The sequence below is a fragment of the Euzebya rosea genome (assembly GCF_003073135.1).
In the GTDB taxonomy this organism is placed as follows: domain Bacteria; phylum Actinomycetota; class Nitriliruptoria; order Euzebyales; family Euzebyaceae; genus Euzebya; species Euzebya rosea.
In genome coordinates this window covers 126,690-140,586 of record NZ_PGDQ01000010.1, presented here as the reverse complement: position 1 = coordinate 140,586, position 13,897 = coordinate 126,690, and the positions used below count along the sequence as shown (strand labels likewise).

The following is a 13,897-nucleotide window of genomic DNA, read 5'->3' as shown; positions in this document are numbered from 1 at the left end:
TCAGGAGTGCATGGCCATTGCAGCCTCGGGGAGCTGTAGGCCGCTCAGACCGGGATCGATCGTCACGGGAATCCTGACGCGTTCAACGGGTTCGCTTTCGTCGAAGGGCCGGTCGCGGATCAGCTCAAGCGGGTGCGGGCCCACCCCGATGCCAGGGGGGACGTCGAGTGCGAAGGACCGCGGATAGGTCCCGCCGGCCAGTTCACCGTCGTCGTGGACGAGGTGGATGTCGGCATCCCAGTCATCCATGAAGGAGTCCGCCGCCAGGGGCAACACCGATCGTTCGGCGACCCTCCAAGTGATCCCGCTGCTAGGCACGTCGTCGACGGTTACCACGATCCTGTCCCCTGGCCGCCCGCTGACCTCGTGAGCCGCCCGTCGCACGTCGACCCACAGGACGTCGTTTCGCATGATGTCGGGCACCATCGTCCCGGCGATCGTGCGCTTGATGGTGCGGGGTGGGACTGTGGCCCACCTCGACGCGTCGTCACGACCGACGATCCGCACGGTTGCGAGCTGGTGGGCGGTGGCGGTGTAGCTGGTCCCCAACCACAGCGACAGCGCATAGACGTCCAACGGATCCCTCGGGGTGTCGATGCCGAGGGTGCGCAGCCCCGTTCTCACGAGCCGACGGGGCATCAGGAACCATGCGCCGAACGCTTCGGCCTCCTTCTCCTCAGTCGTCCAGCCCGTTTCCTTCCGGCGGGCCCGTTCGAGGTCGCCGTCGACTCCCATTGCGTGCCCGAACACGTGGTGGCCGAGCTCGTGCGCCGCGGAGTAGCGTTGCCGTGTGCGAGGGTGCCCGACGTGGAGCAGGATCCCCGGCTGGGGTTGAGCCGGTCCCGCCGGAAGGTACAGGCCGGACGTCCTTCCGAGCCTGCCGAAGGCCAGGATGATGCCGAGACGGCGGATGGCATCGAACGGGTCGACCGGGCGGGACAGGTCGATGCCGAGTTCGGCGTGCCATTCCCCAGCCATGACACCGGCCCTGCGGTTGGCCTCCTCCCAGGTCGTCACGAGCCGCCCTCCCCTGGGGTCCGGTAGTTCCTGAGAAACAGCGCGAAGCGGATGACTTCCTCCTGCGCCTCCTCGTCCAGATCGCCCGCTGCGCGGGCGAGCGCCGTGCTGGTCGCCTCGGCGGCGCCCTCGACCGATCCGCCGCCGAGGAAGTAGTCGACCGGCATCCGGTACAGCCGCGCGAGGCGCTTCAGCTCCAGGCTCTCCACGCGACGTGCGCCGCGTTCGATGTCGGACACGGCGGTCCGGCTGATTCCGGTCTGCTCGGCCACGAACTGCTGGGACAGGTTGAGGAACTCACGAGCCTGCTTCAGGCGTCGTGCTAGGGCTGCCGCCTCATCAGGCGTCCCGTCGTCGGTGCCGGTCACGTGCCGGACCGGCTGCTGACGAACCCGACAAACGCGCTGACCGACCGCATGTGGTGCCTGCGGAGGCGGCCCTTGTGGACCGACAGGCCCGTCCGCTGCTTGAACCCGGCGATAATATCCATCATGTCCAAGGAGTCCACGGGCATGGCAGGGGTCACTGAGAGCCGTTGCTCCAACTCCTCGCGGTCCTCCATCAGGAGTTCTGCAAGCAGATCCAGGACCACGGCCTGCAGGGCCGTCGGGGTCCATGTGGCGGGAGGGGCGGCGGGGCTCGCGGTTGGCATCACGGGGACCTCCAGTGTGTCGGAATAGTCGACATCGTATAGGATAATCAAGCATGATGCAGGAATTGCCGACAGTGCCGTACGTGGGGATCGACCTCGTTGAGCCGGACCGATTGGCCGAGAAGCTGAAGCGCAACCCACGACTGCTGGAAGAGTTGTTCCATGCCGGCGAGGTCGCCTACAGCCGTGGCGAACCGGATCCCGGTCAATGCCTGGCCGCGCGTCTGGCGGCCAAGGAGGCCGTCCACAAGTGCCTAGGGATGCCGGGCCTGGAACCCCTTGACGTGGAGGTCGTCGGAGGCGGCCCGGACACAGCCGTCGCATTACACGGCGAGGTCGCACGCCGGGCCCGTTCGCTGGGTGTGCTCGTCACGATCTCGCTCACGCATGTCCGACCGATGGCCGGGGCGATCGCGATGGCACGAACACCCGGCTGAACCCTCGGGCCGACCGCGTCCCGTGTGGGTGGAGCGGGTGAGGGTAGTCGAACCCCCGTATTCAGCTTGACCGAGCAGATGCTCCTCGACGCGAGGTTCGACGTCGCGCCATACCGCGACTGGGCGTTGACGACCATGCGTGAGCGCGGTCTCGTCTGACCCCGGCAGATCGGCGCGACGCGGCCGATGTATCCGACCCGCCTTCCGCGACGACGACCGCGTGATTCGAGCCGCGGGGGACACGTGTTGAATGCCTCGGTGGTCAGCGCGCCTGGTGCCGGATCTGACGCTGGCGGTTGGCCTCTCGCTGCGCCGGGTCGTAGCGCTGGGTGACGGCAGGTCGTGACAGTCCGAGACGTTCAGCGACCGCCGACCAACTGTGCTCGCCGCCGACGGCCTCGGCCACCAGCCCGGTGACGAAGTCCCTCGCGGTCTCCTCGGCCGCGAACGCGACCACCACCTCGTCGAGCCCGTCACCCCGCCCGTGTCGGAGGGCCAATGACCGGAGCGCCGCACCAACACGGGGATCGGACCAGAACTCCCGACCGATCCCGCCGATGCCTTCCTTGGAGTCGCTCATGAGATCGCCCTGCACATGCCCTCACCCTATCGGCCGGCGGCAGGCCGGACGGGCCTCCCCAACCAGCCGGAGTGTGACCACGTCGCACCCACGCGCTAGAGTGCCGTTATTAACGACACTTGGGAGCAGGACGTGACCAGAGAACCCGACTACCCACAACCGACAACCGAACTCGCTGACCAGCTCGAGCAGGCTGCCCGCGACCTCACCGACAGTGCACTCACGCTCAGAAACAGCCATCCGGGCCGCGAGCGCCTCATCGCGCTGGCCTCGGCCTACACGCTGTTGACCGGCCTGTGGCGGGCGACGCTCCGGGACCGCATCAGGGGCCAGATCGACGTGGAGAAGCGACGCCAGGCAACCAGCTGGTCCACGGTCGCGCGGCTGCTCGCCACCGCTGGCGTGCCGCTATCGGCCTCCCAGCTACGCCAGTGCACCATCGCCAGGACCGGGGGCGGACAAGCGGCCAGGCGCCGACGCGACGTCGCTCGACGCCTCAACCCCGACGACCTGCAGGCGTGGCTCCTAGAGGGGTTCAGCTACGCCGAGATCGCACGGCGCCAAGGCGTGAGTCCCCAAACCGTGGCACGCCACGCCGACGCCAACGGGCTCGCCCACCTCAACACCCGCGGTGCGGCGAAGGCCGGACCCGCACCCACCACACCAAGTGAAGGACCGACATGACCGACCATCACGACATCACGAACTGGCAGCTTCACCACACCCGGGACGGCAGACAGGCCGAGATCGTCGTCGACGCCTGCTGGGCAACGGTGACGTGGCCGGACCGCCCTGCGACGACCGCCCACATCCGACCCCTGGACCTGCTGTCCTGCCTCGGGCTCGCCGGCGAGGACCCGCACGCGTGGGATCTCCTCACCGAGGGCTGGCGCCTGCATCTGCCCACCGACCGATGCGACCCGATCCCTCGGGCAGGGTCAGGCGCGGAACCGATCCGCCACGGCGGAGCGATCAGGGCCGACGGCACCTGGGTCCTAACCGCCGGGGGCCGACAGGTCAGACACCGCCGTTCCGGGACGGTGCTCTGGAGCTGGGGGGTGGCCACCATATGGACCGACGACGAGTGCGGACTCTCCGTCATTCAGGGACTGCCCGACGGTGCGGAGTGGGCCGACGCGGGCGAGGAGGAGACAGTGATCGCTGAGATCGGATTGGAAACCTTCGACATCCGCCGTGCCTGAGCGGCATCGGATCCGCACCGACAGTCGCCGAACGTGCCCACCTCACCCGTCAGGCCGCAAACTTCAGGCCTCCACGAACCTGGGCCCAGCGTGGCGTCCACCATGGGGGGTGGCGGACGCGACCTGGGCAAGGGCCGCCTCACTCGAACTTGGGAGAGTCGCCGTCCCCATCGGGTTCGCGGAGCAGATTGCGTAGCGCGCGGACCGCGGCAACTCCACGGGCATCCTCCACCGAAGCAAAGCCGCGCTCGGAAGCATCGAGCTGAAGTCGCGCGGCTTCGTGATCATCGGCGCCGAAGCAGATCTTGCCCATGTCGAGCATCACCGTGGCAGCGCGGACCACCAGGCCGGCATCAAGGAACAGAGCCGCGCAGCGGTCAAGGACGAGGATGGCGTTGGCATGGTCGCCTGTCCTCGCCACGATCTGGGCGAGCACGGCGAGGCTGCTGGCTTGGCCCCCGCCGATGTCGTTCGGCAGGGCGGCGAACGACACCGCTGCGGACAAGAGGGGACCGAGTGCCTCGTCGAAGCGCTGCTCCTCGGTCAACATGACGCCGAGGCTGAGGCGTGCCGAGGCAGCGTTGACGTGGTCGTCGTGACGGTCGAACGTCCGCAGGCATTCCTCCTGCAGCGAGATCGCCAGTTGTTGCTCCCCCATCTGGTGAAGGACGTGTACGTGGTTGTGACTTGCGCGGGCTCGGACGAGTTCGCCTTCGGCAACCCCAATAGCCTCTGCGAGCGAAGCGGACGCCGCCGCTAGATCGCCCGACTCCCGATGCAGCGCTCCGATCTGGAACAGCGCCACGGCTTCAAGGTCTCTCAGGCCGACCGCCGCGAAGTGTCGTCGTGAGGCACGGAAGTGCGTCATCGCCTCAGACGGCTTGCCGTCGAGGTCGGCCAGATAGCCAGCGGCGTAGGTGACCACTCCCCTGAGACGCTCGTCCCACGGTGCGTCCTTGACGTCGTTGACCAGTCGTCGAGCGGACGCGAGATCGCCGGAGGCTCGAAGATCCTCGATGAAGTCGGTCAACTCCGACGCCGCGCCGATGTCATCGTCCATCTGGGTCAAGGCTGTGACCAGCCCGATGATCGGGTCCAGATTCATGGGCGCGGGACCTGACGCCGGTAGTGGTCGACAACCCTTGCCGAGACTGCCTGGAAGGCATCGGGCCGGTTGAACTTCAAACGGTCGAGAAGAAGCTCCCGGACCCGGTCGTGGATCCGGATGCCGGATGGATGCGGTTCGGTCAACTCGCTGTCGTCGAGCAGGTCGTAGATGCGGGCTGCCTCCGGCTCCTCGACTTCGAGTACCACCCCGACCAGTGCCGGGGTCAGGTGATCCGGAATGCAACCCAGTTCCAGTGCCGGCCCGAGTTCCTCCCCGCCGGGGGCATCGAGGATGCGCTCGAGTAGTAGGCGGGCGAGCTGGTTGTTGTCGCGCGGCTGGAGGGGACCGACCGCGTCCCAGCCACCTGGTCCCCGCGCGAGCGTTCGCAGCAGGACCAGCAGCAGCGGGAACCCGCCAACGACGGCCAGCACCTCGTTCTGTCGGCTGGCCTCCTCCAATCCCGCGCGACGAAGGAACTCCCGTGCGTCCTCTGGGGCGAACTCGTCGACGTGGACCCCTGGATGCAACCCGATCCTCCCGGACAGCCATCTCGGGTTGCTGATCGCCAGATCCTTACGTCCCGCCACGATGACCTTGACCGACCTCGGCAAGCGCGGGACCAGCGTCTCGCAGGCGAACACGTCGAAGTCGGAGGCGTACTCCCACCGATCGATGACGACCACGCTCGGCCTGCCAAGCATCAATCCGTCGCAACCCTCGCCGAAGGCCTCGGCAAGACTGGCCGGTGCTCCGCGCCAGTAGCTGTCCGCGGCCAGCCGGTCCCGGGAGCGGGCGCCCAACGTCTGTCCGAGCCTGGAAGCAGCTGCTGAGAGCCCGGTTGGCTCCTTGACCAGACCGATCGCGCCAAGCAGTCCAGCAGCGCCCCCGCCACCCTCGAGTACCGACTCCCGCCGCAAGTACTCATCCAGTTCGGCGTTTAGGCGGTCGAAGGCGACGTGCCCCTCACCGAGATCGCCGCTGACCTCCTTGAGGAACCGCGGCACTCCGATCGTCCCGTTTGGTGCGTTGCGCATGGACACCCGCACACCAGTGGTCTCGGCCAGCTCCTTGAACCGTCCGACCAGGGCGCTCTTCCCCACGCCGCCGATCCCATGGACCGCCAGCACCTGCGCATCGTCCGCGAGAAAGCCCTTCAGGGCGTCGAGTTCCTCGGCCCTGCCGACGAAGTCCTCTCCCTGCATCCGACCTCCCGTCCCGGTCAACACCCCCCACTGTAGTCATCGGACGGGCTTGCAGGTCTTCACGGGGCCCAAGCGCGATTTGCGACCGATCGCGGGCCCGGTGGTCAGGTGCGCCCTCGGGCTCCGTTCCTGCTAGCGGGAGCCGATGCGATGCGACCCTTCATGGCCGGAGATTCGCGTCAAGGCCTACGACGTTGGGCGCCGTACCGGTGCGCAATAGCCACCTGAACTTGCAGCACATGCACTCCACCCCGGTCGGGAAGACCAGATGGCCCCGCCGCGAGTGACCCTCGCCTGCTGAGTCAGGCCGGCCGGAGTCGTCGGCAACCCGGGTCCACCCGGCCTCGCGTACATGGGCGTGCAACGCCGAATCATCCAAGTCCCGGAGGGCCCACCACCAAGGCCGGTGGACGGGCTTGCCGTCCGGACCGGCCTCGGCGAAGTCTTCGCCCGCATCGGCCTTCACCCGTCCCATATCAGGCCCGGACACCACTCCGTGAGGCCTCCCTTCCCTGCCGTCCACCCCCACGAAGCTACCCCCCCACCTCAACATCCTGCCCGAGTACCCGCGGGCCCGCCCACCCAGTGACCAGCCATGACTCCAGCCCGCGTGAAGATGGCAACGCGATAGGACCGGTCCGTGCCTCGCTCGGACCCACCAGCATCGACATGCGGCCAGCTTGGCCCCGCGCAGATTCCACCCGCGCAACGCGTTCACGCCTACGCGGGAGCCGCCGGGGCCAGCACGTCCAACAACTCATCGCGAGTGAGCTTGTCCTCGACGTGCCCAACGACCTCCCCGGCGGCAAACACCCGTTGACGGGAAGCGGGCCGCTCGGTCCAGACCTCGACCGGCACGCGTCCCGCTGACGTGGCCATCCCGGCCCGGCGACACAGTTCACGGACCGTGCGCTCCGTCAGGAGCCACAGATCGCGGCCGTCGGGGAGTCGGACACCTGTGAGGAGCGTGGGGGGACCTGCCGGAGGCGGCGGTGGTCGGCGAAGGAGGCCCGCGATGTGGGCGCCCGCGAGCACATCGGCGATGACATGCAGTCGCTCACGGCCCTCGAGCAAGGGGACGCTCCCCCGTAGATGGTCCACGGCCGCCCGCCGGTTGACCCAGATGTCGAGGTCGGCCAAGCCGTTCGAGGAGGAAACGAGGCGTCGACCGCCAAACAGGGGGACGGGCGACGCGAGCCGATGGTGCCGCGCAAGGATGTCCACGTGACGGCGGCGACTCGCCCCCCGACTCGACGGCACGTCCGTACCTATAGGGATGCCGAGGAGACGGACGGCACGTCGCGCCAGTTCGCGTGTCTCTCCGTCGACATTGCCGACTGAGACCAGGACGTCGGTGAGGTCCGCAAGGCTCGTTGCACGGAAGCGCTGGTCGGCGAGGTCGAGGAGAGCCGATGGGGGATCCTGGCCCCCCAACCACAGCAGCGAGGCGTTGGGGGCATGCTGGTCCCGATCCGCCATCTGGCGCCTCACCTGTTCCAACAGGGGCCCCTCGGGGTATCCAGGCCGCTTCAGCTCCAACCCCACTGCGCCCCGCCATCGCCCGCCGTGTGTGGTCCCGGCGTCGAGGAACAGCGCCGGGAACCCCATCACGGAGTTGATGGCTTGGGCGACGTCGGCGGCCGGGAGTGCCCGGAGGAGGCCAACAAGTGCGAGGTGCGCCTGAGTCTCCAGTGGGACGCCCCCGTGCCTCGGTGTCCACGACCGTGAGCCCGCGCCGAGGACGGGTTGGTGCCCGCCCCGGATGAGGACGTCCACGGTCCAGTCGATCCCGCTGAACCGGGGTTCGTGGACGACAGTCAGTCCTGATTGACGTTTCACCTTCTACTCCTTCCTCTTGCGGCGGGCAGGCCGGCAGCACCAGGCCGCCGCCGTATGATCCCCTGCGCCATGTCAGCGGCCGTCCTCGGCCCCGATCTGGTCGCGTGGCCTCGGGTGGCGCCAACCCCAGGTGTTCCAGTGGCCGGAATGACCGAGCGCCACGCCTGCGGGGCGGCGGTAGGCGCGATCGTCCACCTGGTTCTGCAGATGGCGGAGGCACACGAGGATCTGCGGTAGTGGGCGGGTAGGGCGACGCGGTACTGCGCTCATCGCCGTGCCACCCAGGTCGTGGTGGTCGCCGAGACCACCAGCGCTACTCCGATGATCTGGGCAGAGGTGGCCGGGACGCCGATGAGTCGCGCTGCGAGCCAGAGCACGACGGCCCAGAAGCCGAGGCCGGCGGCGGCGCCGAGCAGGGCCAGGCCGCATCCGACCGCAAGCTGGAAGGTCATCTCCCGATCCCTCTTGGGTTGACGTCTTGAACGCATGAGGCACTTCCTATCGTCGTCGTTAATAACGTCTTGCCTGCCAAGGCGATCGCATGGCCGCCCCGGACGACAAGAAGGTACGTCGCGACTACGACAACCCATCCCCGGGGCCGACCCCGGCAGCTCCCGCGGCACCCCAACCACAGGAATCTGACCGACTGGATCAACCGCCTGGCGGTCACCCGCCGGACGGCTCAGCGCCGATCCAAACGGTCGTCGGTACCACCTTCCGTGTCGGCCGATAGTCCGTCGCAGTCATCGGCGGCCAAGACGGGACGCCAACCGTACGCGGGCGTCCGCGGCCCCCCAGAGCCGCACAAGAGGCTGGGGACAAGTCCGCGACAGCGGCACGTACGCAACCCTGGCCCTGGACGCGCCAAAGTGGCTACGCGACGGGAGGACCGTGGACTGGAGTCGCCGAGACGGAGAGTGAACCGGCGGATGCAGTCAACTCTGCAGTCATTCACTGCCAGGGACAGTTGGCCGACGGCATTGCGCAGCCTCAAGCAGGCATCTGACCTGCACGTATGTCGAGCACCCAGTCCCGCAGCGCCGCGCCGATCTCGTCCGGCGAGTCCTCCTGCACGAAGTGGATGCCGCTGATCGTCGACTCGACCTGGTTGGGCCACGTGCGACAGCGGTCGGCGTAGACCTGGGACAGGAATCCCGGCTCGGCGTGGAGGTACAGCTTCGGCAGGTCGTCGGTGGTCGGCAGCCACGTGGCGTAGGCGTCGATGATCTCCGCGGTGTCAGCCGGCTCGCCGTCGAAGGGGATCTGCCGGGGCCACGTCAGCGTCGGCCGGCGCGCCTCGCCCGGGTCGGCAAACGGGGCACGGTAGGCCGCCATCTCCTCCTCCGTCAGGTCACGCATGATCGAGGAGGGGAGGATGCGCTCGACGAAGACGTTCTTGTCCAGCACCATCTCCTCCCCCGCCTCGCTGCGCATACCGCCGAACACCCGCTGCGCCGCCTCGGGCCAGTCGTCGAAGGACACCGGACCGCAGATGGCCTCGGTGTAGCAGATGCCCTCGACCCGCTCGGGGTGGCGGCGGGCCCAGTCGAAGCCCAGCGCGCTGCCCCAGTCGTGGATGACCAGCGTGATCCGGTCACCCAGGTCCAGCGCGTCCAGCAGGCCGTCGAGGTACCGACGGTGCTCGACGAAGGTGTAGCGATCCGGGCCGGAGTCCGGCAGCCGGGCCGAGTCGCCCATGCCGACCAGGTCCGGCGCGACGATCCGGCCGAGGTCCGCGACGTGCGGCATGACGTTGCGCCACAGGTAGCTCGACGTCGGGTTGCCGTGCAGGAACACGACGGCCGACCCCTCCCCCTCGTCGACGGTGGCCATGGCGACGCCCTCGACGTCCACGGTCCGCTTGCGGTACGGCATCTCGGCGGTGATCGGCATGTCGGCAGCGTAGAGGACGCTCGTGACAGCGGGGGCGGGTGCTGTCAGGCTTGGGGCCATGTCCGACGACGCGTTCTTCGCCCAGCTCGCCGCCCTCCTCGGGACCCCCGAGATCACCGCCGAGGAACGCACCGCGGTGCTCGACCTGACCAGGGTGGTGGCCCACGGCAGCGAACGGCGCTACGCCCCGCTGACCGCGTGGGCGCTGGCGCTGACCCTCTCTGCCGAGGACTCCGCCGATGAACGGACGGCGCGTGTCAGGGCCGCGATCACGGCGCTGGAGGCCACGATGGCCGACGGGGCCGACCCGGACGAGGGCGGCACCGCTGCCGCCGACGCCGCCTCCACGGCCTGATGGCCGGCGCCACACGACGCAGGAAGGTCCGCCGGTTCCGCGACGGGGCCAGCATCGGCGGACGGGCCAGCCTCGCGGTCGAGGAGCCGCTGGAGATCCGGGTCGACGGCGACGTCGTCGCCACGACCATGCGAACCCCCGGACACGACTTCGACCTCGCGCTGGGCTTCGCCATAACCGACGGCGGGGTGTCACCCGACCGTGTGGGCGGCATGAGCTACTGCGGCGTGGACGCCGGCGAGGTCGTCGCCGCACCCACCGCCGCGGACCTGGCGGGCCCCTACAGCGGCGACTTCAACGTGGTGAACGTCGCCACCCGAGACGGCGGGGGTGTGGCGGTTGTCCGTCGTCGGCAGACGGTGGTGACCTCCGCCTGCGGCGTCTGCGGCGCCGATGTCGTCGCCGACCTCCGCGAGCGGGCGGGATCGGTGGCCGAGGACCCGCTGACCGTGGACGCCGACGTGATCGCTGGCATCCCCCCGGCAGCCCGGGCCGCGCAGCCGGGGTTCGAGGCCACAGGCGGCATGCATGCGGCGGCTTCGTTCGCCGCGGACGGCTCGTTGCTGGCGCTCCGCGAGGACGTGGGACGCCACAACGCCGTGGACAAGGTCGTCGGATGGGCCGCGACCGCCGGCCGGCTGCCGCTGGCCGGGACGATCCTGTTCACCTCGGGCCGCGTCGCCTTCGAGATCGTGGCCAAGGCCGCGGTCGCCGGCATCCCGATGGTCGTGGCCGTGTCGGCCCCGACGACGCTCGCGGTCGAGCTTGCCGAGGAGGTGGGGCTGACCCTGGTCGGCTTCGCCAGGGACGGCGACTTCACCACCTACACCGCTACCCACCGTATTCACGACTAGTCATTTCGTGTACGCCAAGTAGTCTGCAGATCGCGTCGCGGCCCGCCGATCCGTCCGAGGATGGCGAGCACCCACCCTCGAGCAGTCCTGTCCACGGTGATCGCGATCCTCCTGGCATGCGCCGGGTCGGTCGCGGTGCCGACGAGCGCCCGCGCACAGGGGTTCGGTGCGCCGTCGGTCACCGGCCAGCTGCTGCGCGGCGAGGCGCCCGACTACGCCACCGAGCGGTTCGGCGACCCGTGGGACTACGACAACCGCGAGGACCTGCCGACCGACCCCGGTCCCGTGCAGGGCGCCTCGTCGGTGACCGTCGGCGACGGCCGCCTGCGCATGACCTTCGAGGGCACCGGCCACGTCCATCCGATCTGGGCGAACTTCCCCGGCGCCATCCGGGTCGGCCGCGACGGTCCCGTCAACCCGGTCGACCCCACCCGGTACACCCACCTCTCGATGCGCATCAACACGCCCATCACGACCGCCGGCCAGGTGACGTGGCAGACCTGTCCCGACATCGACGCCGGGTGCGAGGGCACCGCCGGGTTCCTCATGACCAGCACCGGCTGGCAGACGGTCACCGTGGACCTCCGGCAGGGTGAGGGCCAGCCGTGGGCCGGCGACATCCAGGCGCTGCGACTGGCCATCGGTGCCTCGCAGACGGTGTCCTACGAGATCGACTGGATGCGCCTGCACGGCACCGCCGAACCGGCCCGCGTCACCTTCTCAAACCCCTCCCTGACCGGCACCGGCGAGCTGCTGTGGGACGCCGACAGCGACCCGACCAACAACACCGCCGACAACCCCGGGTGGGGCGTCGTCGCCACCACCGACGGGCTGAGCGGCAGCGGCCAGTTCGACGTGGCCGCCCACCCCGCCGGCACCTACCGCTTCCTGGCCCGCAACGGATCGACGACGTCGGCGTACTCCTCTCCCCTGGTCATCGAGGCGGCGCCACGGATCCGCATCCTCGACCCCGACGTCACCGGCGGCGAGGACTTCGCGACGGCGGTGCTGGGCAACCCGTGGGACTTCTCCGACGGCAGCGACGTGCTGGCGATGGACAACATCACCGACGTGTCCTTCACCGGCGGGATGATGCACGGCACCAACGACATGGGCGGCATCAACCCGCGCGACCCGTGGATCCTCCTCTCGGGGCCGGGTACCGACCTGCAGGCCCACCGCTACCACCGATTCACGGTCACGATGAGCTACGACGGACCGTTCGACCTGAGCTGGGACCCGGGTGGTGGGGCCCACGGTCGCATCTCGTGGCGACAGGACGGCAGCCACGTCTGGCAGCAGTCCGCGGAGGTCGTGACCTACACCGACACCGACACCTACACCGTGGTCATGGGAAGCGACCCGCCCAGCGCGATCATGGAGGAGGACCTCGGCCAGCCCGGATGGGGCACCGGCGGCACGACCCACGAGCTGCGCTGGGACGTCAACGAGGACATCGGACCCAAGCGCTGGCATATCGACGAGATCCGCCTGGCCGCCGACGACGAGGCGCACGGCAGCTTCGACATCACCTGGATCGACGACGCCCACCAGCCCGGGACGACGATCGCGCTGTACGCCGACTCCAACGACCGGGGGTTCAACGGCCAGCGGATCGCGACGGGCATCACGACGTCGGCGGGGGTCAACACGTTCACCTGGAACACCCGCGGGCTGCCGGCCGGCGAGTACTGGGTGCACGCCGAGGCCACCTCACCCGGCGGCGTGGCGACGTCCCGGACCTACGCCACGGGGCCGGTCCAGGTGCTGGAGTCCGACTTCTCCTCCGTCGGTGAACCCTCGGGGCTGCGGCTGGCCGGAGCCGACCGCATCGCCACGGCGATCGAGCTGGCGACCGACGCGTTCCCCGCGGGGGCGTCCACGGCCGTGATCGCCCGAGCCGACGCGTTCCCCGACGCGCTGGCCGCCGCGCCGCTGGCCACCGCCGTCGACGGCCCGGTGCTGCTGAACCCCGCCGACCGCCTGGACGATCGCGTGGCCGACGAGCTGCGACGGCTCGGCGTGCAGCACGTGATCCTGCTGGGTGGGACGGCGGCGCAGTCGACGGCGGTCGAGCAGCAGCTGCGTGGCGTCGTCGGGACCGTCGAGCGCGAGGCAGGGCCCGACCGGTTCGCCACCGCCGCCGAGATCGCCGTGCGTGCGGCACGGGAGTGGACCTCCAGGGGTGAGTCGGTGGGCCCGCCGCTCGTGGCGCTCGGCAGCCGGTTCGAGGATGCGCTGGCGGCGGCATCGCTGGCCGGCCACGCCCGACGGCCCCTGCTGCTGGCCGGCGCCGACGTCGTGCCGGACCCGACGGCCCGGGCGCTGGCCGACCTCGCGGCGGAGTCGGTGACCGTCGTCGGTGGCCGGGGAATCGTGCAGCCGTCCCTGCTCGACGGGCTGCGTGCCCACGTGGACCGCGTCGAGGAGCTCGCGGGGGCCGATCACGTCGAGACCGCCGTGCTGGCTGCGCGGGCCGCCGTGGCTGCCGGGGCCCGGGAGGACGTGACGCTGGTCGCCAGCGGCGACGCCTTCCCCGACGCCCTGGCCGCAGGACCGGCGGCGATCGCCCGTGGCGGCGTGCTCCTGCTGACCCCTCGCGACACCGTCGGCGCCCCGACCGAGTCGTTCCTCCGCGAGACCGACGTCAGCCGGCTGCGGATCGCCGGCGGCACGGCCGCGGTGTCGGAGGACGTGGGCGCCCAGCTGGCCAACGCCGCAGGCGTGGGGTGAGAAGAGCCGCAGGCGTGTCGTAGGG

15 protein-coding genes are annotated in these 13,897 nt (G+C 69.7%); 6 read left to right on the top strand and 9 right to left on the bottom strand.

The features are described from left to right. From CUC05_RS14795 to CUC05_RS25365, 3 genes are read right to left on the bottom strand one after another with little or no spacing between them, the layout of a single operon-like run. Window positions 1–1,017, bottom strand: a complete 1,017-nt coding sequence (locus CUC05_RS14795) for an ImmA/IrrE family metallo-endopeptidase (RefSeq protein WP_108666896.1) — start codon at window positions 1,015–1,017, stop codon at window positions 1–3. After that, window positions 1,014–1,385 carry a helix-turn-helix domain-containing protein gene (locus CUC05_RS25370; RefSeq protein WP_205712347.1) on the bottom strand — a complete coding sequence of 124 codons (372 nt, stop codon included), beginning with the start codon at window positions 1,383–1,385 and terminating at the stop codon, window positions 1,014–1,016. The genes CUC05_RS14795 and CUC05_RS25370 overlap by 4 nt, the downstream gene beginning before the upstream one ends. Continuing rightward, window positions 1,382–1,669, bottom strand: a complete 288-nt coding sequence (locus tag CUC05_RS25365; RefSeq protein WP_205712346.1) for a hypothetical protein — start codon at window positions 1,667–1,669, stop codon at window positions 1,382–1,384. The genes CUC05_RS25370 and CUC05_RS25365 overlap by 4 nt, the downstream gene beginning before the upstream one ends. Window positions 1,670–1,722: 53 nt before the next feature. On the opposite strand from CUC05_RS25365, the gene CUC05_RS14785 reads away from it, so the two are divergent. Beyond that, window positions 1,723–2,106 carry a holo-ACP synthase gene (locus CUC05_RS14785; protein ID WP_108666894.1) on the top strand — a complete coding sequence of 128 codons (384 nt, stop codon included), beginning with the start codon at window positions 1,723–1,725 and terminating at the stop codon, window positions 2,104–2,106. Window positions 2,107–2,368: 262 nt separating this feature from the next. Here the strand turns inward: CUC05_RS14785 and CUC05_RS14780 are convergent, their stop codons facing one another. Beyond that, on the bottom strand, window positions 2,369–2,686 hold the full coding sequence (locus CUC05_RS14780) for a hypothetical protein (protein WP_108666893.1): 318 nt from the start codon (window positions 2,684–2,686) through the stop codon (window positions 2,369–2,371). 132 nt (window positions 2,687–2,818) lie between these two features. Between CUC05_RS14780 and CUC05_RS14775 the strand changes: the two genes are divergently transcribed. After that, window positions 2,819–3,370, top strand: a complete 552-nt coding sequence (locus tag CUC05_RS14775) for a helix-turn-helix domain-containing protein (RefSeq protein WP_108666892.1) — start codon at window positions 2,819–2,821, stop codon at window positions 3,368–3,370. Beyond that, complete coding sequence (locus CUC05_RS14770) at window positions 3,367–3,888, top strand: hypothetical protein (RefSeq protein ID WP_108666891.1); 522 nt, start codon at window positions 3,367–3,369, stop codon at window positions 3,886–3,888. The genes CUC05_RS14775 and CUC05_RS14770 overlap by 4 nt, the downstream gene beginning before the upstream one ends. Window positions 3,889–4,027: 139 nt before the next feature. On the opposite strand, the gene CUC05_RS14765 is transcribed toward CUC05_RS14770, so the two are convergent. The 5 genes from CUC05_RS14765 to CUC05_RS14745 all read right to left on the bottom strand — a co-directional run bounded on the left by CUC05_RS14765 (window position 4,028) and on the right by CUC05_RS14745 (window position 9,930). Further along, window positions 4,028–4,993, bottom strand: a complete 966-nt coding sequence (locus CUC05_RS14765) for a tetratricopeptide repeat protein (protein WP_108666890.1) — start codon at window positions 4,991–4,993, stop codon at window positions 4,028–4,030. Next, on the bottom strand, window positions 4,990–6,198 hold the full coding sequence (locus CUC05_RS14760; protein ID WP_108666889.1) for an ATP-binding protein: 1,209 nt from the start codon (window positions 6,196–6,198) through the stop codon (window positions 4,990–4,992). The genes CUC05_RS14765 and CUC05_RS14760 overlap by 4 nt, the downstream gene beginning before the upstream one ends. A 720-nt stretch (window positions 6,199–6,918) precedes the next feature. Next, a complete protein-coding gene (locus CUC05_RS14755) occupies window positions 6,919–8,037 on the bottom strand; it encodes a hypothetical protein (protein ID WP_157965592.1) in 1,119 nt (372 codons plus the stop codon). Between the two features lie 266 nt (window positions 8,038–8,303). After that, complete coding sequence (locus CUC05_RS14750; RefSeq protein ID WP_108666887.1) at window positions 8,304–8,489, bottom strand: hypothetical protein; 186 nt, start codon at window positions 8,487–8,489, stop codon at window positions 8,304–8,306. A 538-nt stretch (window positions 8,490–9,027) separates the two neighbouring features. Beyond that, window positions 9,028–9,930: a haloalkane dehalogenase gene (locus CUC05_RS14745; RefSeq protein ID WP_108666886.1), complete on the bottom strand. Its 903-nt coding sequence runs from the start codon at window positions 9,928–9,930 to the stop codon at window positions 9,028–9,030. Window positions 9,931–9,988: 58 nt separating this feature from the next. Between CUC05_RS14745 and CUC05_RS14740 the strand changes: the two genes are divergently transcribed. The 3 genes from CUC05_RS14740 to CUC05_RS14730 are packed head-to-tail and all read left to right on the top strand — an operon-like array spanning window position 9,989 to window position 13,872. Next, entirely contained in the window at window positions 9,989–10,285 is a 297-nt protein-coding gene (locus tag CUC05_RS14740; RefSeq protein ID WP_108666885.1) for a DUF6457 domain-containing protein, read from the top strand. Further along, window positions 10,285–11,139, top strand: a complete 855-nt coding sequence (locus CUC05_RS14735) for a formate dehydrogenase accessory sulfurtransferase FdhD (RefSeq protein WP_108666884.1) — start codon at window positions 10,285–10,287, stop codon at window positions 11,137–11,139. Before CUC05_RS14740 ends, CUC05_RS14735 begins: the two co-directional genes overlap by 1 nt. 60 nt (window positions 11,140–11,199) lie before the next feature. Beyond that, on the top strand, window positions 11,200–13,872 hold the full coding sequence (locus tag CUC05_RS14730; protein ID WP_157965591.1) for a cell wall-binding repeat-containing protein: 2,673 nt from the start codon (window positions 11,200–11,202) through the stop codon (window positions 13,870–13,872). The last annotated feature ends 25 nt before the right edge of the window (window positions 13,873–13,897 follow it).